Raw genomic sequence first — 19162 nt, 5'->3', positions numbered from 1 at the left:
GCGTTGCGGAAACGGCAAATTCGCGGCCTGAACTATTCCTTGTTAAGTTGTGAAGTAAGCAAGCACTAACACACAAAAATTCAAAATGCATCTAATTGTAACAAAGGTCAACGAAGTCCGTTATAGAAATTACGCGTCGTTGAACTTTGATTTTGCTTATCGCAAGGGAGGGTGGCGAGAGGATTTACACAGGCTGACACTTTATACTTTACGCTGACCGAGCGCCGCGGCAGACGCCATCTACATATAACGTTACGCGAGGATGTCGCGCGTGAACATCAATTCGCTTTAGGTCAAAGCCTATGGATTGGGAGATTCAGATCTATCGTCACGCCGGATGGCACGCGCCATCCGGCATCGATAATCACTTAGCTACGCAAGGCGTTATTCGCCAGACGTTCGTCCTCTGCCTGGCAGGCTGCCGCAGTGAACAGAACATCGGTAGACGAGTTCAGCGCCGTTTCACACGAATCCTGCAATACGCCGATAATAAAGCCGACCGCTACTACCTGCATCGCGATATCGTTCGGGATGCCAAACATGTTGCACGCCAGCGGGATCAGCAGCAATGAACCGCCTGCCACGCCGGAGGCGCCGCAAGCACACAGCGAGGCCACCACGCTCAGCAGCAACGCTGTAGGCAGATCCACCGGGACGCCTAACGTATGGACTGCCGCCAACGTCAGAACCGTAATGGTAATTGCCGCGCCGGCCATATTGATAGTGGCACCCAGCGGAATGGAAACGGAGTAAGTATCCCTGTCCAGATTCAGCTTTTCGCACAGCGCCATATTTACTGGAATATTGGCGGCAGAGCTGCGGGTAAAGAAGGCATAAACGCCGCTTTCACGCAGGCAGGCGAACACCAGCGGATAAGGGTTGCGACGAATTTTCCAGAATACCAACAGCGGGTTGACCACCAGCGCGACCAGCAGCATACAGCCAATCAAGACGACCAGCAGGTGCGCATAGCCCCACAGGGTGGAGAAGCCGGTGGTTGCAAGCGTTGATGAAACCAGACCAAAAATACCGACTGGCGCGAAACGGATCACCAGTTTCACCATAAAGGTCACGGCGTTAGACATATCGTTCACGAGGTTTTTGGTGGTTTCATTGCCATGACGCAGGGCAAATCCCAGACCGACGGCCCACACCAGAATCCCGATATAGTTAGCGTTCAGCAGCGCGTCGATGGGGTTCGACACCATACTCATCAGCAGACCGCGCAAGACTTCTACAATGCCGGACGGTGGCACGATATCCTGGGCGCTACTGGACAGATGCAGCGTTGAAGGGAAGGCGAAGCTGAACACAACGGCCGCCAGCGCGGCTGAAAAGGTGCCTAGCAGGTAAAGAAAGAGAATAGGGCGAATATTGGTTTTTTGACCGTGCTGGTGGTTGGCGATCGAGGCCATTACCAGCATCAGCACCAGAACGGGGGCGACCGCTTTTAAGGCGCCGACAAACAGGGTGCCAAGCAAGCCAACCGCTTCTGCCGCAGGCTTAGAAATCCATGCCAGTAAAATCCCCAGTACCAGACCCACTAAAATTTGTTTAACCAGACTGCCTTGCGCTAAACGCTGCAGTAGCCCTGATGCTCGTTGCGTAGCCATTTCATGTTCCTTGTATTGTGTTGCTGGTCATCCCCTGTACGCTCTTACGGCGCATCTTTCAGGATGTAACAAAGTATTTGCCTGGTTGAGTATAAGGAAAGTTGAAGGTTCGGGAAGCGAAATATCCTGGATTTTTTGCTGTGATCATGTTTTATAACTTTATATTAACAGTATTGTGACATGTTAAACAAAAACGCCCGACAGGTGTGCGCTGCCGGGCGTTTTTGACGGGGCAGGTTTACCCCGATAAAAGATTATTGCGCTCGCAGTTTCTTATCGCGCTGATGGTTAACCCAGGCGTTAATCACCAGCGTAATGGTCAGAATGCCAAACACTACGCCCAGCGAAATCGCGATAGGAATATGGTAGAAGTCGACGATCAGCATCTTAATGCCGATAAAGACCAGAATGACCGCCAGACCATATTTCAGCATCGAGAAGCGTTCCGCCACGCCGGACAGCAGGAAGTACATCGCGCGCAGCCCTAAGATGGCAAACAGGTTAGAGGTCAGTACGATGAACGGGTCGGTGGTGACCGCAAAGATCGCCGGAATACTGTCAACGGCGAAGATTACATCGCTGAGCTCAACCATAATCAGTACCAGCAGCAGCGGCGTGGCATACAATAGGCCGTTTTTACGTACGAAAAAGTGCTCGTTCTCGATCGTATCGGTCATGCGCAGATGCCCGCGTAGCCAACGCACCATCGGTTTTTCGCCAATGCCGGATTCGTCTTCCTTCGCCAGCGCCATTTTTACGCCGGTAAACAGCAGGAAGGCGCCGAACACATACAGCAGCCATTCGAACTGAGTGATAAGCCAGGTACCGGCGAAAATCATGATAGTACGCAACACGATCGCGCCAAGAACCCCATACACCAGCACCCGGCGTTGCAGAGCCGGAGGGATGGAGAAATAGCTAAACAGCATCAGCCAGACAAAGACGTTATCTACGGCCAGCGACTTTTCAATCAGATAGCCGGTAAGGAACGCCAATGCCTGCGGGTCAGCAACTTCGCGCCCTTGCGTTTCAGCCAGATACCACCAGAAAGCGGCGTTAAACAGTAGCGAGAGCGTTACCCACAGGATTGACCATCCTGCCGCTTGTTTCATCGACATAGCATGTGCGCCACGGCGTCCCTGCAACAACAGGTCGATGGATAGCATTATCACCACAACAACCGCGAATCCACCCCATAATAATGGCGTACCAACAGTATTCATTATTTCTCCCTATGCAAAAAAAAAACGGCTAACGCCGAATGGCATTAGCCGCTGCTTTTATGCATAGACCTTGCCATTCGGCAAGGTCTCACTTACAACAATAAAGGAATACGCTGACGCATTCCTTTATGGCTGCCCGGTGACCGGATGTGGTTTTGCACACATCGTAATGACGATCGACCGGCAATGAAGTTACTCCCCTTTGCGCGTAACAAAGTATGACAGGCCACGCGTAGAGTCAATGACCTGTAACATATGATTTACACAATTTTACGCAGTAAGGGGATGGGTCAGATCGTCCGCCGGGAAGATGACCCCGGTTTGACGGCGTATTTCTGTCAGCCATTTTGCCGTGGCGCGACTTAGCGACAACCCCGGATGTTCCACGGCGTGGTTTTCAATAAGCTGGGCAAACGCCCCGGCTTCATACAGCATGGTATTAATATGCTGAGGCTGGGTCAGATCCTGCATCAGCGCGCCGCGCGGCGCAAAACACACTTTCTGGCATTCCGACAGCTTTTCAATGACCAGCGATCCTCTCTCGCCCTGAATTTCACTGGCCAGTACCGAGTCGCTGACTTTGGAATGCTGTAGTGTGACGCTAAAATCGCCGTAATCCATAACCACGACGCCGTGCGCATCTACTCCGCTTTCCAATAAATTCGCCGACGCCTGAACGCTGCGCGGCTCGCCCCATAGCGCGATCGCCGACGCCAGACAGTAATACCCGATATCCATAATCGAACCATTGGAGAAGGCCGGATTAAACGTATTCGGGTTTTCACCGTTCAGATAGCGCTGATAACGTGAAGAGTATTGGCAGTAATTTAGTAATGCTTTATGCATTCTGCCGATTTTCGGCAACGATTTCCGCAGCAGCAGGAAATTGGGCAGGCAGGCGGTTTTAAAGGCTTCAAACAGTACCCGCTGGTTATCGCGCGCGCAGGCGATAGCGGCATCAACCTCCGCCAGGTTAGAAGCCAGCGGCTTTTCGCACATGACATGTTTTTTATGCTGCAAAAAGCGCTGCGTCTGGGAGAAATGCAGGGAATTCGGGCTGGCGATATAAACCGCCTCAATCGCGTCGCTTTGCGCCATCGCTTCCAGCGAGGTAAACAGATGCTCGACGGGATAATCATTTGCGAAAGACTGCGCCTGTTCAAGACTACGGGAGTAAACGGCGGCGAGCCTGAATTTGCCGGTTTCATGGGCGGCGTCGACAAACTGGCGCGTGATCCAGTTAGTCCCAATTACAGCGAAACGTATCATAAACGTCAGCGGACTCCAGAAAGGGATTTTCGTCAATGTAGCACGCCTTTCCGCCCTTGCCAGTGCGCTGCGACGCACTCTGGCATTTTACTGGCGAGAAGGGCACCCGTGTGCGCTATCAGCCCCAATAGTGACGCCAGCGCCCAGATATTTAGGCTGACGGTGCAAAATTTTGGCATCCAGCACCGCGCTAACCCGCGCCAGCTTTTCCCGAAGTCGTGTGTAGGTTCCGTGCCTTTTATTCAGATCCGGCGCGTTAACGCCGATAGCGTCAATGCCATATTGTTGCGCTAGCCAGATCGCCCGTTGATTATGGAATGCTTGCGAGATAATCGTCATGCGGCTTTCGCCAAACACTTTCCGGGCGCGAACTACGGAGTCCAGCGTGGAGAATCCGGCATAATCACAAAAAATGGCCGCCTCCGGCACACCTTTCGCTATCAGCGCCTGCTGCATCGCCGAAGGTTCATCGTACTCTTTTTTGCCATTATCGCCGCTGACTAACAGCCACTTCACTTTACCGGCGTGATACAACGCGGCGGCAGTATTAATCCGCCGGGTAAAATACCGATTGCCGGGTTTGGCGCCTAACACCAGCCCGACGTTGCGGGCGGGAACGGTCTGAATGTCATTCCATGTCAGATGCTGTGAGGCGTTGACGATAAGCCAGTTAGAATAGAAAAGCGCGACGCCTGCCGCGACAAGCAGAAAGCACGCCACTGTTAACGCCCGGCGTGTAAAACAGAGGCGGCGGATAAAACGGGCACATTGTGGGAGCATGGTCGTTGCGCGGTTCCGTTGGCGGTGGATAAAAAATACCCTCTACAGATCGTCATCCTTGACGTGGCGGCAGGCAATGAGCGAAATGTGAACGCGCCGATTTTATGCCCACGCCGTTAAAAAGATACGGGGGAAGGGGCATTTTCAGAATTTATTATGCCGACAGCGCCTGATGCGTCAGCCACAGGCGCGTATCAAACTCCAGTTGATGGTACTGCGGCTCCATATGGCAGCAGAGCTGATAAAACGCTTTGTTATGATCTTTCTCTTTCAGGTGCGCCAGTTCGTGAACCACAATCATTCGTAAGAATGGCTCCGGAGCGTTGCGAAACACGGTGGCGACGCGGATCTCCGCCTTTGCCTTGAGCTTGCCGCCCTGAACGCGCGAGACAGCGGTATGCAGTCCCAGCGCATTTTTCAGCACATGGATCTTGCTGTCATACATCACTTTATTGATGGGCGGCGCATTGCGCAGAAACTGACTTTTCAGTTCCTGAGTATAGTGATATAGCGCTTTGTCAGTGGCGTAATCATGCGCGCCGGGATAACGTTTTTCCAGCACTGCTCCCAGGCGCTGCTCGGCGATTAAGGTGCGCACCTGGGCAAGGAGATGTTCCGGATACCCCTGAAGGTAAGTTAGTGAGGTCATCAAAGCTCCATGTTGCTGATAAAAAGTGTATACTCACGCACCCTTTTCAGGGATAACGCCGCAATTTTACCATTCAGGAGGCCTAATGAGCCACGTAGACGACGGTTTCCGTTCACTGACGCTGAAACGTTTTCCGCAAACGGATGATGTTAACCCGCTTCTGGCGTGGGAGGCGGCCGATGAGTATCTGCTGCAACAGTTGGATGAGACGGAAATTCGCGGCCCGGTGCTGATCCTGAATGATACGTTTGGCGCGCTAAGCTGTGCGCTGGCGGAGCATTCGCCATACAGTATTGGCGATTCATATTTAAGCGAACTGGGTACGCGAGAGAATTTACGCCATAACGGCATCGCGGAGTCCAGCGTAACGTTTCTCGACAGTACCGCTGACTACCCGCAGGCGCCGGGCGTGGTATTGATTAAGGTACCGAAAACACTGGCGTTGCTGGAACAGCAGTTACGCGCTTTGCGTAAGGTCGTTACGGCGCAAACGCGTATTATCGCCGGCGCGAAAGCGCGTGATATTCATACCTCTACGCTGGAACTGTTTGAAAAAGTGCTGGGCCCAACCACGACGACGCTGGCGTGGAAGAAAGCGCGCCTGATTAACTGTACCTTCAGTCATCCGCAACTGGCCGACGCGCCGCAAACGCTAAGCTGGAAACTGGAAGATACAGGCTGGACGATTCACAACCACGCGAATGTGTTTTCTCGTACCGGATTGGATATTGGCGCGCGCTTCTTTATGCAGCATTTGCCGGAAAACCTCGACGGGGAGATTGTCGATCTCGGCTGCGGCAATGGGGTGATTGGCCTGAGCTTACTGGCGAAAAATCCGCAGGCGAACGTGGTATTTGTCGATGAATCGCCGATGGCGGTAGATTCCAGCCGTTTGAATGTAGAAACGAACCTGCCGGAAGCGTTCGAACGCTGCGAATTTATGATCAACAACGCGCTCTCCGGCGTGGAGCCGTTCCGTTTTAACGCTGTGTTCTGCAACCCGCCGTTCCACCAGAAACATGCGCTGACGGATAATATCGCCTGGGAGATGTTCCATCACGCCCGCCGCTGCCTGAAAATCAACGGCGAACTGTATATTGTGGCGAACCGCCATCTGGACTATTTCCACAAGCTGAAGAAGATTTTCGGTAATTGCGCGACGATAGCAACCAACAATAAGTTTGTTATTTTGAAAGCGGTGAAGCAGGGACGCCGTCGATAAGGCGCTCAAGCGTCATACCGGCCTATAAAACCGGTATGACGGCGTAAGCCCGATAAGCGCAGCGCCATCAGGTAAAGTCGTTAAATTTCCAGCGCCAGTCGGGTGCCCTGGGCAATCGCCCGTCGGGCATCCAGCTCCATCGCGACATCGCATCCGCCGATAAGATGTACCGTTTTACCTGCGGCGCGTAACGGGTCCGCCAGTTCGCGGCGGGGTTCTTGTCCGGCGCAGATCACCACATGATCCACTTCCAGCAACTGCGGTTCGCCGCCGATCAAGAGATGTAATCCGTCGTCGTCGATCTTCTGGTAACTGACCGCCGGGATCATCTTCACGCCGCGCGCCAGTAACGTCGCGCGATGGATCCAGCCGGTGGTTTTACCTAACCCTTCGCCCGGCTTGCTGGCTTTGCGTTGCAGCATGACGATTTGCCGTGGACTACGTGCCAGGCGCGGGCCTTCCGGGCGCAGACCGCCTGCCTGTTGCAGGCTGGTATCAATTCCCCATTCCGTACAAAATTCAGCAATATTTTGGCTGGTGGATTCGCCGTGCTGGCTCAGATACATGGCCGTGTCAAAACCGATCCCGCCGCAGCCGATGATCGCCACTCGTTTACCAACCGGCGCTTTATCGCGCAATACCTCCAGGTAGGTCAATGCCTTTGGATGATCGATACCGTCTATCGGCGGGCGGCGCGGTACTATTCCACAGGCGAGGATCGCTTCGTCAAACAGCTGAAGATCCTCTGCGTTCACCCGTTGGTTCAGTTTCAGCGTAACGCCAGTAACATCGATCATTCGACGGTAGTAGCGCAGCGTTTCGTAAAACTCCTCTTTACCCGGGATCTGCCTGGCGATAGTAAACTGACCGCCAATTTCACTCTGGGCGTCAAACAGCGTGACATGATGGCCGCGCGACGCGGCGTTAATCGCGAAAGCCAGCCCCGCCGGGCCTGCGCCGACAACGGCCAGGTTCTTTTTGCGTATGGCCGGCGTTATCGGCATGTGGGTTTCGTGACAGGCGCGTGGGTTCACCAGACAGGAGGTCACTTTGCCGATAAAGATCCGATCCAGACAGGCCTGATTACAGCCGATACAGGTGTTGATCTCATCTGCGCGTCCGGATTGCGCTTTAGTCAGGAATTCGGCATCGGCAAGGAAGGGACGCGCCATCGACACCATATCGGCATCGCCGCGCGTCAGGATCGTCTCGGCGACCTGCGGATCGTTAATGCGATTGGTCGCGATCAGCGGAACCGACACATGACCTTTGAGTTTCCGCGTCACCCAGCTAAAGGCGCCACGCGGTACTGGCGTGGCGATGGTCGGGATTCGCGCCTCATGCCAGCCAATGCCGGTATTAATTAGGCTTGCGCCTGCGGCTTCAATGGCTTGCGCCAGTTGTACCGTTTCGTCGAACGTGCCGCCATTTTCCACCAGATCGAGCATCGACAGGCGATAGATAATAATAAAGTCGTTCCCTACCCGCTGGCGTACCGCGCGTACTACCTCAACCGCGAAGCGCATACGGCTGGTATAGTCGCCGCCCCACTCGTCATCGCGATGGTTAGTTCGCCGGGTGAGAAATTCATTAATCAGATAGCCCTCTGATCCCATCACCTCTACGCCGTCGTAGCCTGCTTCCCGCGCCAGTTGCGCGCAATGCGCGAAGTCGTCGATTAACTGCAAGATTTCATCATGCGTCAGTTCATGCGGCATAAAGCGGTTGATTGGCGCCTGAATTGCCGACGGCGCGACCAGGTGCGGCTGATAGCTGTAACGTCCGGTGTGCAGAATTTGCAGCGCGATTTTACCGCCTTCCGCATGTACGGCATCGGTCACCACGCGGTGAGGCGTTAACTGGCTGGCGTCGTTCAGCATCGCGCCGCCGGTCATCACGACCCCGGAGGGAACGGGCGCAATACCGCCGGTGACGATTAACGCTACGCCGTGTCGCGCGCGCTCGGCATAAAATGCCGCCAGGCGCTCAGCGCCATCAGGATGTTCTTCCAGACCCGTGTGCATCGATCCCATCAGCACACGGTTTCTGAGAGTAGTAAAGCCCAGATCGAGCGGGGCGAACAGCGACGGGTAGCTCATAAGCGTATCCAGTATGTAAAATTATTGTTATGTGGTCGGATGAGTTACTACTGTAGCCGTCGCGAGGTAAAAGGGAAAAGGGGAATGTGGTGATTGTGATGGGATTCAAAAAAGAGGCTGCGACCCGGGGAAAACAGGCCGGATAAGCACAGCGCCATCCGGCATCGTTTTTAAACCTCTTCAACGCTCACCTGCATCGCTACCAGCGCATTACGCGCTGATTTCAATACCTGTTCGCACAGTTCAATGGTTAGCGTGAGCGGTGGCTCAATACGAATTGTTTTCGCATTATTCAGCGTACCAGCGACCAGCACGCGTTGACGGAACATCTCACTGGCAAAACGGTAGCCCGTTTCGTTATCGACAAATTCAATGGCCATCAACATACCTTTGCCGCGCGCATCGTGTACCAGATTGGGATACTCACGCGCAAGTTGTCGAAAACCATCCAGGAGCGTATCGCCTTTTTGTTCCGCCTGGGCCGGGAGATTTTGCTCCAGCAGGACGTTAATGGTCGCCAGCGCGGCAGCACAAGCCAGTGGATTACCGCCAAAAGTGGTGGTATGCAGGAAGGGGTTGTCGAACAGAACCGAAAACACCTCTTCAGTCGCGATGGTGGCGCCAATCGGCATCACGCCGCCGCCCAGGGCTTTCGCCAGGCACAGAATATCAGGCTGCACATTTTCGTGCTCACAGGCAAACATCTTGCCGGTACGCCCCATGCCGGTTTGTACTTCATCCAGAATCATCAGCGCGCCGAATTCGTCACAGAGCTTACGTACCTCTGTCAGGTATCCCTGCGGCGGCAGGATCACGCCGCCTTCACCCTGAATAGGCTCCAGAATCACGGCTGCTATCTCGTCGCCCGTTTTTTTGCCTTCGCTAAATGCCATGCTCATCGCGTCGATATTGCCAAACGGCACATGGCGGAAGCCCGGCAGTAAAGGCATAAAGGGTCTGCGGAAGGTGGATTTGGCCGTGGCGGAGAGCGCGCCCAATGATTTGCCGTGAAATGCGCCGCTGGTGGCGATAAAGGTAAACTTGCCGCGCGGCGACTGATACGCTTTTGCCAGTTTTAGCGCCGCTTCGACGGATTCGGTGCCGCTGTTACAGAAAAAGCTGTACTTGAGTTTCCCCGGTGTCAGCGCCGCCAGCGTTTTTGCCAGCATCGCCCGCAAGGGGTCAAGTAACTCCTGGCTGTGGAGAGGTTGTTTTGCGAGTTGATTCTGGACGGCGGATACCACAACAGGATTACGGTGCCCCACGTTAAAGATGCCAAACCCCCCAAGACAGTCGATAAACTCCTGCCCCTGGGTGTCGACAAGCGTATTCAAACTACCCGCTTGCCACTCTACGGCTCCGTAATCCCCGCCGGCGGTAACAGATTTCCGGTATTCCAGAAATCCTGGATTTACATGCTCTTTAAAGTAGTCAATGACCTCTCGGTTTAGTGCTTTCATTTCCTCATGGTTTAGCGTTCGCTTCTCGATGAGATTCAGTGCGTGCGCGCTACAGGCCAAAGCCGATGCGCTGGAAGGTAACCTGTTCAAAATGAGCTCCAGAGGGCCGTGTATCACATGATACTGAATTAAGTATTGCAGGGATTAGCGGGGGTCTACGCCCATAGTGAAAATCGGGATAAACACCAGGGGTAATCACATTTACACAACATTTAATATTATTCATTAACAATTGGATGCATTTTGAGCAGATCTTGTTTTACGGTTTACGGTGTGTTGCGTTAGCGGCAGCGTGAGAAAAAGTTGAGCCAGGGCAGATTTTAAAGAAAAAGGTTGTCCACGCTAAACAATTTCATAATGAAAATAAGGCGCAGGATGAGGTGAAAATCGTACAAATATTAAGGATTAATCGCAAATTGCGATCCAGAGCAATTTTAACAACTAAAGATAAATAGATTAGCGCCGAAATAACATCTGAGCGAAAAATTAACATTCAGATAACCTGTACAGGACGCTATCATGTCTTCTCATCCCTACGTCAGCCAGCTAAATACCCCGCTGGATGATGATACCACTCTGATGTCTACGACCGACCTGGAAAGCTATATCACTCACGCCAATGACACTTTTGTCCAGGTGAGCGGCTATCAGTTAAACGAGTTACTGGCGCAGCCACATAATCTGGTGCGTCATCCGGATATGCCGAAAGCTGCCTTCGCAGATATGTGGTACACCCTAAAACAGGGCGAACCGTGGAGCGGCATTGTGAAAAACCGGCGTAAAAACGGCGACCATTACTGGGTGCGGGCCAACGCGGTACCGATGATACGTGAAGGGCGTGTGACGGGATATATGTCGATCCGTACCCGCGCCACGGATGATGAGATTGCCGCCGTCGAGCCTTTATATCAGGCGCTAAATGAAGGGCGGTGTAGTAAACGTATTCATAAAGGCCTGGTGGTTCGTCAGGGCTTAATGGGCAAACTGCCCGCTATGCCTGTTCGCTGGCGAGTGCGTAGCATTATGGGGCTAATGGCCGTAATGCTGGCGTTGGCGCTGTTCGGTACGGATGCCTCATGGCAGGCGTTGTTGTTGGGCGCGTTGGCGATGCTGGCAGGTACGGCGCTATTGGAATGGCAAATTGTGCGTCCCATTGAAAATGTGGCGACGCAGGCGCTGAAAGTGGCGACCGGCGAACGCAACAGCGTACAACATCTTAATCGTAGCGATGAGTTGGGGCTGACGCTGAGGGCCGTAGGGCAGCTTGGCTTGATGTGCCGCTGGCTGATCAATGACGTATCAAGTCAGGTATCCAGCGTCAGAAACGGCAGTGAAAGGCTGGCGAAGGGTAACAATGATCTGAACGAACACACCCGTCAGACCGTGGAGAATGTTCAGGAAACGGTAACGACCATGAACCAGATGGCGGAGTCCGTGAAGCTCAATTCCGAGACGGCTTCCGCTGCGGATAAGCTTTCCATGGCGGCCAGTAGCGCGGCGACTCAGGGAGGTGAGGCGATGGATACGGTGATTAAAACGATGGATGATATCGCTCACAGTACGCAACGTATCGGGACGATCACCACGCTAATTAACGATATCGCTTTTCAGACGAATATCCTGGCGCTGAATGCGGCGGTAGAAGCGGCGAGAGCGGGCGAGCAGGGGAAAGGGTTTGCCGTGGTTGCTGGTGAGGTACGCCATCTTGCCAGCCGCAGCGCTAATGCGGCGAACGATATTCGTAAATTAATTGATGCCAGCGCAACAAAGGTGCAGTCAGGCTCCGAGCAGGTTCACGCCGCAGGCCGTACCATGGATGACATTGTAGCCCAGGTGCAGAATGTCACCCTGCTTATCGCACGTATCAGTCAGTCGACGCAGGAACAGACAGATGGACTTTCCAGTCTGACCCGCGCCGTGGACGAGTTGAACCGCATAACCCAGAAAAATGCGGCGCTGGTGGAAGAGAGCGCACAAGTCTCCGCAATGGTAAAACACCGTGCCAGCCGGCTGGAGGATGCGGTCACGGTACTGCATTAAATTTATTTGTAGGTAGCAACGGTAATGACATCCGCCCGGTAGCAACAAGCTTACCGGGCGGATGCGCTCTGATAGAAGGCGGTGCCTGCCATCCTGGAGAGTATCAGTGGCCTGTGCTGTTAAAAATAATATGATATTTATCCCCTCTCCCTTGCCTACCTATTAATAGGTACAAGTTCAGTTAATAAATAAGAAATGGTTAACCTTTTAGCGTATTTCTTTCATTATTGGTGCCAATTTATGTCATTATTGGTTCATTTTTCTGTGAACAATAAAAATTACTTACTAATAATATTCCGAAATAAAAAGCGATCAATATCATAAAGTTAGTAACATTATTGCCGATAAATCTTCCTGTATGAGGATATGCAATCCCAGGGAGAAAATATGTTTTTGCATAACATTAAAATACGTTCAAAATTATTTATGGCCTTTGGCTTATTCATTGTTCTCATGGTGGTCAGTTCCGCTCTGTCTTTGTTTAGCCTTGATCGGGCTAATACGGGTATGCAGAACATTATTACCAATGATTATCCCACCACGGTGAAAGCCAATCTGTTAATCGATAATTTTAATGATTTCATCATCGCGCAGCAGCTCATGTTACTGGATGAAGAGGGGCGCTGGAGCCAGAGTTCGCAGAAAGAGCTGGATGAAATAAGCCAGCGTATTACGGCGTTACTGGATGAGCTTTCCAGCAATCGTCACGATGCGGCTTCGCAGAAAATCATTACCGAGATCCGTGAAGCGCGTCAGCAATACCTGGAGTCCAGATTCCGTATTTTGCAAGATATTCAAAGCAATAATCGTCAGGCGGCCATTCAGGAGATGATGACCAGAACGGTGCAGGTGCAAAAGGTCTATAAGGATAAAGTTCAGGAGCTTATCGCCGTTCAAGATGCGCAGATGCACAACGCGGGCGTGCAGGTCGAAGGAGATTTTAAAACTAACCGGACGCTGTTAATTACCCTGGCGCTGATAAGCATCGCCGCCGGATGCGTAATGGGATGGTATATCGTACGTTCCATTACCCGGCCGCTTGATGAAGCGGTACGATTTGCCGAGGCGATTGCCGATGGCGATCTGACTCGCCATATCACCACCGACTATAAAGATGAAACAGGCGTACTACTGCAAGCGTTAATGGCGATGAAAACGCGTCTGCTGGATATCGTACAGGAAGTGCAAAACGGTTCGGAGAGTATCTCCACGGCGGCGTCGCAAATTGTCGCCGGTAACCAGGATTTGGCGGCGCGTACGGAAGAGCAGGCCAGCTCAGTTGAAGAAACGGCGGCGTCGATGGAACAGATTACCGCCACGGTTAAAAATACGGCTGACCATACCAGTGAAGCGACCAAACTCTCTGCCGGCGCCGCCAGCGTGGTGAAAAACAACGGTGAGATGATGAATCAAGTGACGCAGAAAATGCGCGTCATTAACGATACGGCAAATCGTATGTCGGATATTATCAATATCATTGATTCCATTGCTTTTCAGACCAATATTCTGGCGCTGAACGCGGCGGTTGAAGCGGCGCGCGCGGGCGAACATGGACGTGGTTTTGCCGTTGTCGCCGGAGAGGTTCGCCAGTTGGCGCAAAAGAGCGCCTCGTCGGCCAGTGAAATCCGTAATTTGATTGAAGATTCAACCAGTCAGACTCAGGAAGGGATGCAACTGGTGGAGAAAGCCAGCGCTCTGATTAATGGCATGGTGGATAACGTCGAAGAGATGGATGTGATATTACGTGAGATTGGGCAGGCCAGCCGCGAGCAAACTGACGGTATTTCGCAGATTAACAGCGCGATTGGCCTGATTGACGCCGCCACGCAACAAAACTCCTGCCTTGTGGAAGAGTCTGTTGCCGCCGCGGCGTCGCTGAACGAACAGGCGTTACATTTAAAAGAGCTGGTTAACGTGTTCCGCGTCCGCGAAGAGGACACGCAGTCCGCTTAATCCAGTTCGGCGATTTCCAGCGCCGCGCGATCAATCACGCCGATAATGCGTTTGATTTGCGCGTCGTTGATATCGCTGTGGTTTATCCGCAGATCCAGCACGGCCTTGAAGTTATCCAGCGCCCGCTTCATCTGCGGATTTTTACGTAATTCCATGCCCACACAACGGGCTTTTAGCCGCGCCTGAATATGCGTCAGGTGTTCGCGATTTTCATCAAGCCATTGCGCGCCGTTCGCGGTAATCGCGATTTTTTTCCGCCCGCCTTCTTCGTCGCTAATTGTGATAAATTGCTGATCCTGTAAAAAATCCAGCGTAGGGTAGATCACGCCAGCGCTTGGCGTATAGCCGCCCCCCGTCAGGTTTTCTATCGCTTTAATCAGTTCATAGCCGTGGCTGGCGTCCCGGGTCAGGATATCAAGAATGACCAGCCGAAGTTCCCCGTGGCCAAAAAATCGCTGACGTCGACCACCGCCCTGTCCATGACGACCACAGCCGTGTCCGTGACGGTGTTCGCCGCCGCAACTGGCGTTCTCATGCTGATGCGCGCTATGGCAGCCTTCATGCTGATGTTCTCGATCTTTACAGCAGCCGTCGTGCTTATGATCCCGGTTTTTGCAACACCCTTCATGTTGATTTTGCATCATTGCCTCCTGCTTATTTAGATATATCTAATTTATATCTAAATAATGGCTTTTAGCAAGGTCAAAAGCGCTTTTTGCTATAATCTATTAATTTATAACGTTTTATTTTAAAGTTATAGTTAGCAATGCGTTGCCAGAATACTATCAAAAAACAGTTGCATTTTTCATGATTAACAATCATTATCATTTAAAACTTTAATTTAGATATATCGTATTACTTTACGAAGGCAAAAAATGACGACATCATCCGCACGCTACCCACAGCGTGTTCGTAATGAACTGCGTTTTCGCGAGCTGACCGTTCTGCGGGTAGAACGTATTAGCGCAGGATTTCAGCGGATCGTACTTGGCGGCGAGGCGCTGGACGGTTTCATCTCCCTGGGTTTTGACGATCACACGAAAGTTTTTTTCCCTGCGCCAGGCTGTCGCTTTACGCCCCCGACAGTCACTGAGGAAGGCATTATCTGGGGGGAGGGCGTTCGTCCGGTCTCCAGGGATTACACGCCGCTGTATGACGAGGCGCGTCGCGAGCTGGCGCTGGATTTCTTTATCCACGATGGCGGCGTAGCCAGCCGTTGGGCAATGGAAGCCCGTGAAGGCGATACACTGACGATTGGCGGGCCGCGCGGTTCGCTGGTGGTGCCGGAAGATTATGCCTGTCAGGTTTATGTCTGCGATGAGTCCGGTATGCCTGCGCTGCGTCGTCGTCTGGAATCGCTTAGCCGTCTGCCTGCGCGCCCTGCGGTAACCGCGCTGGTGAGCATTCAGGATGCCGCATATCGCGATTATCTCGCCCATTTGACGGATATTACTGTGGAATATGTTGTTGGCGGCGATGAACAGGCAATACAAACGCGCCTGTCGCAGCTGACAATACCAGAATCAGACTATTTCATCTGGATTACTGGCGAAGGCAAAACGGTAAAACGTTTAAGTCAGTGCTTTGAAAAGGGGTTTGATCCACACCTGGTACGTGCGGCAGCCTATTGGCATCGTAAATAGCGGTATGGGGCGAGCTCTGTCAGAAACAAAAAAGCCACTCTTTAGAGTGGCTTAATTATATGATTTTAAAGCTAAAATTTGGTGGCCCCTGCTGGACTTGAACCAGCGACCAAGCGATTATGAGTTCCTAACAGAACAACCGAAAATCAATAGGTTGCTTTATAAATCATAGACATAAAGGGCCACTCTTGACCAGCTAAGGGCCAGTTTGAGCCATTTCTACCGCCATTTTATCGCCACTCATCGCCAGTGGATTAAGTTTAACGGCATCCTCTAAATGGTCAGGGGCAAAGTGCGCATATCGCATCGTCATTTTTATGTCGGTATGACCAAGCACGCGCTGCAAGACCAGAATATTACCACCATTCATCATAAAATGGCTGGCGAAGGTATGCCGTAAAACGTGGGTAAGTTGCCCGGCCGGTAATTCGATGCCTGTCCTTTCCAGAGCAGACCTGAACGCCCCATAACAATCACTAAACAGTCGGCCTTTTTTGTCATCAGGTAGGGAGTCATAAAGCTCTTTACTGATGGGAACTGTGCGGTTTTTTCTGCCTTTTGTGTTGGTGTACGTGATTTTGTATTTCGCGAGCTGGCTTTTTTTCAGGCTCTCAGCCTCTGACCATCGAGCGCCAGTGGCGAGACAGATTCTCACCACTGTTTCTAAATCAGGGTGGTCATGGCGTTTGCACTCTCCGAGCAGTTGCGCAATCTGGTCGTGAGTTAACCAGGCCATTTCCATTTCTTCTGTGCGGAAAGGGCGCATATTTTTTAGCGGATTTTCACCCTTCCATTCGCCGAGGCGATTTAACTCATTGAACACCGCGCGGAAGTAAGCGAGTTCAAGATTAAGCGTGCGAGGGGAAACCTCTTTAACCCTATTTGAACGGGCATATTCACCCTTTAGCCGCTTTTCCCGGTAGCGGGAAAACATCTGTGCATCGAAATCGCGTGCGAGTGGTTCGCCCATACACTCAAAGGCATGGTGCATAGCTAGCTGGCGTTTTAGTCCGTCTCTCAAGGTAATACCATGAGCGCTATACCATGCGTCGACCAATTCTTTTAGCGTTCGCCTGTCTTCCTTTTCCTCCTTCCACGGATTTTGTACGGTGTATTGTTCAAAGGCCAGCGCTTCACCTTTGGTGGCGAATTTCTTTCTGATACGCTTGCCTTTTGCCCCGTTAGGATAAAGTTCGCAAATCCAACCTCCAGCGGGGTTTTTACGGACAGTCATCAATTAACCTCGCTGTACACACCTACCACTCTACCCAGCGTTTTTATGTCATCAATCCCGCACTCAAAAGGAACCTTTCCACCAGTAACGTGCAATTTTCTACCCGGGAGTTTTGTTAGCTCTCGAATACTAATTCCACCCTCTATGTCGACCAGCCAAAGGCCATCAGAGAGTGATGCCTGCTTATCAATGAAATGGAGTTTTCCTTCCGTTCGTATAGCCATCGCATCTGTAAGCGGCTTTGTGAAAAAATGAGCGTCGACTGTTATAGAACCATCACTTTTGAGTATTTCTTCACTTAATGTGAATAACTCGATGCTCATTGTGTCCTCGGCTGTCGCAGAAGATGTGAACGGTTGCCCTTTTCCTGTAAGTAACCACTGCAGATTGGCCCCTGTTTCAAGAGCGCAGTGTGCCGCAAAGTCATACGAAATAGCGCCTCGGGTATATCTGTTAGAGAGGGAGCTCGATGCAATATCGAAATGGTTAGCTAGCTGAATTTTCTGTGAAAACCCGTAAGCCTCGCAGATGCGATCCAGTACATCAACGTTGCTCCATCCTAAAGAATCTATTCTCATATCGATAAAACCTATTTACTACTTCTCAATTGGGAAGTATATTTTGGCTAAACCTACGCAATTGATGGCCCTATGTTGGCAAACGGTGGCCCTTTAATTGCAATCTTTGGCAAATAGGGAATCATGCAACATGGCTTCTGAAATCGCAATCATCAAAGTGCCTGCCCCCATCGTCACCCTGCAACAGTTTGCAGAACTTGAGGGGGTGTCATACCGCACCGCGCGCCGCTGGACAACCGGAGATAACCCGCGTTTACCTATCGAACCTCGCGTTATCCGTAAGGGCTGTAAACGTGCTGGCGGTCAAGTTCGTATCTACTATGCCCGCTGGAAAGAGGAACAGATGCGTAAGGCATTGGGCCATTCCCGTTTTCAACTCGTTATTGGTGCGTAATTCACTTTATGTGAATTTTGAGGGCTCAACATGTTTGATTTTCAGATTTCCAAACATCCCCACTATGACGAAGCGTGCCGGGCTTTTGCGCAGCGTCACAACATGGCGAAGCTTGCCGAGCGTGCGGGTATGAATGTTCAGACGTTACGTAACAAGCTCAACCCGGAACAGCCTCACCAGTTCACGCCGCCTGAATTGTGGCTGCTGACTGACCTGACCGAAGATTCAACCCTCGTTGATGGTTTTCTGGCGCAGATTCATTGCCTGCCATGCGTGCCGGTTAATGAGCTGGCTAAAGACAAATTGCAGTCTTATGTCATGCGTGCAATGAGTGAACTCGGCGAGCTGGCGAGCGGTGCAGCCTCTGACGAGCGCCTGACCTCTGCCCGTAAGCACAACATGATTGAAAGCGTTAATGCTGGCATTCGCATGTTGTCGTTGTCGGCGCTGGCGTTGCATGCGCGTCTGCAGACTAATCCCGCTATGTCGAGCGTGGTCGATACCATGAGCGGTATTGGCGCATCCTTCGGGCTGATTTGAGGTGCGTATGCTGAAAAGTGAACCGTCATTCGCGTCTCTGCTCGTTAAACAAAGCCCCGGCATGCACTACGGCCACGGCTGGATCGCAGGTAAGGACGGCAAGCGCTGGCACCCGAGCCACTCACAGTCCGAATTATTAAAAGGGCTGAAAACAAAGCCGCCGAAATCGTCAGGTTTTTTAATTATTCGTATTGTCCACTTTATTATTAAAGGGGTTAAACATGTCACGCGATGAATTAAGGATTGTTTTAGGTGCCATGATTCCGAACATGGAAGACGGTTTTGAAATTAAAACCCGCGATGGGATAATTTTACGAGTTGACCCGGAATGGGAGTGCTGCAAGCAGTTTAAAGATAGCCTGAAAGCTGAAATTATCAGCCAATTGAAAAGTAAACCAGCCGTCGTATTTGGTTATAGCTAATTAAACAAAGAAATTATCTGGCGTAAACCCGCCGGGCTTCTTA

General features: G+C 51.8%; 18 protein-coding genes and 1 tRNA gene. 8 read left to right on the top strand and 11 right to left on the bottom strand.

The genetic code is table 11. From position 1 onward, the window contains the following. Positions 1-368: 368 nt before the first annotated feature. The 5 genes from sstT to ACLD4K_RS02430 all read right to left on the bottom strand — a co-directional run bounded on the left by sstT (position 369) and on the right by ACLD4K_RS02430 (position 5534). Positions 369-1613, bottom strand: a complete 1245-nt coding sequence (sstT, locus tag ACLD4K_RS02450) for a serine/threonine transporter SstT (RefSeq protein WP_000235363.1) — start codon at positions 1611-1613, stop codon at positions 369-371. Between the two features lie 254 nt (positions 1614-1867). Further along, the gene (locus tag ACLD4K_RS02445; protein WP_076727230.1) at positions 1868-2836 is read right to left on the bottom strand and encodes a TerC family protein; all 969 of its coding nucleotides are present in this window, start codon (positions 2834-2836) and stop codon (positions 1868-1870) included. A gap of 270 nt (positions 2837-3106) precedes the next feature. Then, on the bottom strand, positions 3107-4105 hold the full coding sequence (locus tag ACLD4K_RS02440) for a Gfo/Idh/MocA family protein (protein WP_061585870.1): 999 nt from the start codon (positions 4103-4105) through the stop codon (positions 3107-3109). An 87-nt stretch (positions 4106-4192) separates the two neighbouring features. Next, a complete protein-coding gene (locus ACLD4K_RS02435; protein WP_411011340.1) occupies positions 4193-4885 on the bottom strand; it encodes a vancomycin high temperature exclusion protein in 693 nt (230 codons plus the stop codon). A 154-nt stretch (positions 4886-5039) separates the two neighbouring features. Beyond that, on the bottom strand, positions 5040-5534 hold the full coding sequence (locus ACLD4K_RS02430; protein WP_197399075.1) for a YgjP-like metallopeptidase domain-containing protein: 495 nt from the start codon (positions 5532-5534) through the stop codon (positions 5040-5042). A gap of 85 nt (positions 5535-5619) precedes the next feature. Between ACLD4K_RS02430 and rlmG the strand changes: the two genes are divergently transcribed. Further along, a complete protein-coding gene (rlmG, locus tag ACLD4K_RS02425; protein ID WP_000019989.1) occupies positions 5620-6756 on the top strand; it encodes a 23S rRNA (guanine(1835)-N(2))-methyltransferase RlmG in 1137 nt (378 codons plus the stop codon). Between the two features lie 80 nt (positions 6757-6836). Here the strand turns inward: rlmG and ACLD4K_RS02420 are convergent, their stop codons facing one another. Then, complete coding sequence (locus ACLD4K_RS02420; protein WP_411011339.1) at positions 6837-8855, bottom strand: FAD-dependent oxidoreductase; 2019 nt, start codon at positions 8853-8855, stop codon at positions 6837-6839. A 170-nt stretch (positions 8856-9025) separates the two neighbouring features. Continuing rightward, complete coding sequence (gene ygjG / locus ACLD4K_RS02415; RefSeq protein ID WP_411011338.1) at positions 9026-10405, bottom strand: putrescine aminotransferase; 1380 nt, start codon at positions 10403-10405, stop codon at positions 9026-9028. A 429-nt stretch (positions 10406-10834) separates the two neighbouring features. On the opposite strand from ygjG, the gene ACLD4K_RS02410 reads away from it, so the two are divergent. Beyond that, entirely contained in the window at positions 10835-12355 is a 1521-nt protein-coding gene (locus ACLD4K_RS02410; RefSeq protein ID WP_411011337.1) for a methyl-accepting chemotaxis protein, read from the top strand. A gap of 387 nt (positions 12356-12742) precedes the next feature. Continuing rightward, positions 12743-14308, top strand: a complete 1566-nt coding sequence (locus ACLD4K_RS02405) for a methyl-accepting chemotaxis protein (protein WP_183059392.1) — start codon at positions 12743-12745, stop codon at positions 14306-14308. Here ACLD4K_RS02405 and ACLD4K_RS02400 read toward each other — a convergent pair. Beyond that, positions 14305-14952, bottom strand: coding sequence for a PadR family transcriptional regulator (locus ACLD4K_RS02400; RefSeq protein WP_000983434.1), 648 nt, complete (start codon positions 14950-14952; stop codon positions 14305-14307). The two genes, ACLD4K_RS02405 and ACLD4K_RS02400, sit on opposite strands and share 4 nt — an antisense overlap. Before the next feature lie 231 nt (positions 14953-15183). On the opposite strand from ACLD4K_RS02400, the gene ACLD4K_RS02395 reads away from it, so the two are divergent. Next, on the top strand, positions 15184-15951 hold the full coding sequence (locus ACLD4K_RS02395; RefSeq protein ID WP_411011336.1) for a siderophore-interacting protein: 768 nt from the start codon (positions 15184-15186) through the stop codon (positions 15949-15951). A 79-nt stretch (positions 15952-16030) separates the two neighbouring features. Here the strand turns inward: ACLD4K_RS02395 and ACLD4K_RS02390 are convergent. From ACLD4K_RS02390 to ACLD4K_RS02380, 3 genes are all read right to left on the bottom strand, one after another. Beyond that, positions 16031-16156, bottom strand: a tRNA-OTHER gene (locus ACLD4K_RS02390). Beyond that, positions 16148-17185 (bottom strand): tyrosine-type recombinase/integrase, encoded by a 1038-nt coding sequence (locus ACLD4K_RS02385; RefSeq protein WP_010835749.1) that lies wholly within the window; start codon positions 17183-17185, stop codon positions 16148-16150. Before ACLD4K_RS02385 ends, ACLD4K_RS02390 begins: the two co-directional genes overlap by 9 nt. Next, a complete protein-coding gene (locus tag ACLD4K_RS02380) occupies positions 17185-17763 on the bottom strand; it encodes a phage repressor protein CI (protein ID WP_001217271.1) in 579 nt (192 codons plus the stop codon). The genes ACLD4K_RS02385 and ACLD4K_RS02380 overlap by 1 nt, the downstream gene beginning before the upstream one ends. 130 nt (positions 17764-17893) lie before the next feature. Between ACLD4K_RS02380 and ACLD4K_RS02375 the strand changes: the two genes are divergently transcribed. The 4 genes from ACLD4K_RS02375 to ACLD4K_RS02360 are packed head-to-tail and all read left to right on the top strand — an operon-like array spanning position 17894 to position 19119. Continuing rightward, entirely contained in the window at positions 17894-18157 is a 264-nt protein-coding gene (locus ACLD4K_RS02375) for a hypothetical protein (protein WP_000135597.1), read from the top strand. 30 nt (positions 18158-18187) lie between these two features. Beyond that, on the top strand, positions 18188-18697 hold the full coding sequence (locus ACLD4K_RS02370; protein WP_000459332.1) for a phage regulatory CII family protein: 510 nt from the start codon (positions 18188-18190) through the stop codon (positions 18695-18697). 7 nt (positions 18698-18704) lie between these two features. Further along, entirely contained in the window at positions 18705-18932 is a 228-nt protein-coding gene (locus tag ACLD4K_RS02365; RefSeq protein WP_000920168.1) for a phage filamentation protein Fil family protein, read from the top strand. Further along, positions 18919-19119 (top strand): hypothetical protein, encoded by a 201-nt coding sequence (locus ACLD4K_RS02360; RefSeq protein ID WP_000085639.1) that lies wholly within the window; start codon positions 18919-18921, stop codon positions 19117-19119. The genes ACLD4K_RS02365 and ACLD4K_RS02360 overlap by 14 nt, the downstream gene beginning before the upstream one ends. The last annotated feature ends 43 nt before the right edge of the window (positions 19120-19162 follow it).

This window comes from Salmonella sp. 741265055_HSA (genome assembly GCF_046569525.1).
GTDB classification, from domain to species: domain Bacteria; phylum Pseudomonadota; class Gammaproteobacteria; order Enterobacterales; family Enterobacteriaceae; genus Salmonella; species Salmonella enterica.
The sequence above is the reverse complement of the archived record's forward strand: the minus strand, read 5'-3'. Positions and strand labels throughout refer to the sequence as shown.

What these genes read in the sequence shown, in the direction of transcription:
- ACLD4K_RS02405 (WP_183059392.1), top strand. Translation starts at nt 12,743, where the DNA reads ATGTTTTTGCATAACATTAAAATACGTTCAAAATTATTTATGGCCTTT.
- ACLD4K_RS02440 (WP_061585870.1), bottom strand. Translation starts at nt 4,105, where the DNA reads ATGATACGTTTCGCTGTAATTGGGACTAACTGGATCACGCGCCAGTTT.
- ACLD4K_RS02445 (WP_076727230.1), bottom strand. Translation starts at nt 2,836, where the DNA reads ATGAATACTGTTGGTACGCCATTATTATGGGGTGGATTCGCGGTTGTT.
- ACLD4K_RS02435 (WP_411011340.1), bottom strand. Translation starts at nt 4,885, where the DNA reads ATGCTCCCACAATGTGCCCGTTTTATCCGCCGCCTCTGTTTTACACGC.
- ACLD4K_RS02385 (WP_010835749.1), bottom strand. Translation starts at nt 17,185, where the DNA reads ATGACTGTCCGTAAAAACCCCGCTGGAGGTTGGATTTGCGAACTTTAT.
- sstT (WP_000235363.1), bottom strand. Translation starts at nt 1,613, where the DNA reads ATGGCTACGCAACGAGCATCAGGGCTACTGCAGCGTTTAGCGCAAGGC.
- ACLD4K_RS02375 (WP_000135597.1), top strand. Translation starts at nt 17,894, where the DNA reads ATGGCTTCTGAAATCGCAATCATCAAAGTGCCTGCCCCCATCGTCACC.
- ACLD4K_RS02380 (WP_001217271.1), bottom strand. Translation starts at nt 17,763, where the DNA reads ATGAGAATAGATTCTTTAGGATGGAGCAACGTTGATGTACTGGATCGC.
- ACLD4K_RS02430 (WP_197399075.1), bottom strand. Translation starts at nt 5,534, where the DNA reads ATGACCTCACTAACTTACCTTCAGGGGTATCCGGAACATCTCCTTGCC.
- ACLD4K_RS02360 (WP_000085639.1), top strand. Translation starts at nt 18,919, where the DNA reads ATGTCACGCGATGAATTAAGGATTGTTTTAGGTGCCATGATTCCGAAC.
- rlmG (WP_000019989.1), top strand. Translation starts at nt 5,620, where the DNA reads ATGAGCCACGTAGACGACGGTTTCCGTTCACTGACGCTGAAACGTTTT.
- ACLD4K_RS02395 (WP_411011336.1), top strand. Translation starts at nt 15,184, where the DNA reads ATGACGACATCATCCGCACGCTACCCACAGCGTGTTCGTAATGAACTG.
- ACLD4K_RS02400 (WP_000983434.1), bottom strand. Translation starts at nt 14,952, where the DNA reads ATGATGCAAAATCAACATGAAGGGTGTTGCAAAAACCGGGATCATAAG.
- ACLD4K_RS02365 (WP_000920168.1), top strand. Translation starts at nt 18,705, where the DNA reads ATGCTGAAAAGTGAACCGTCATTCGCGTCTCTGCTCGTTAAACAAAGC.
- ACLD4K_RS02370 (WP_000459332.1), top strand. Translation starts at nt 18,188, where the DNA reads ATGTTTGATTTTCAGATTTCCAAACATCCCCACTATGACGAAGCGTGC.
- ACLD4K_RS02420 (WP_411011339.1), bottom strand. Translation starts at nt 8,855, where the DNA reads ATGAGCTACCCGTCGCTGTTCGCCCCGCTCGATCTGGGCTTTACTACT.
- ACLD4K_RS02410 (WP_411011337.1), top strand. Translation starts at nt 10,835, where the DNA reads ATGTCTTCTCATCCCTACGTCAGCCAGCTAAATACCCCGCTGGATGAT.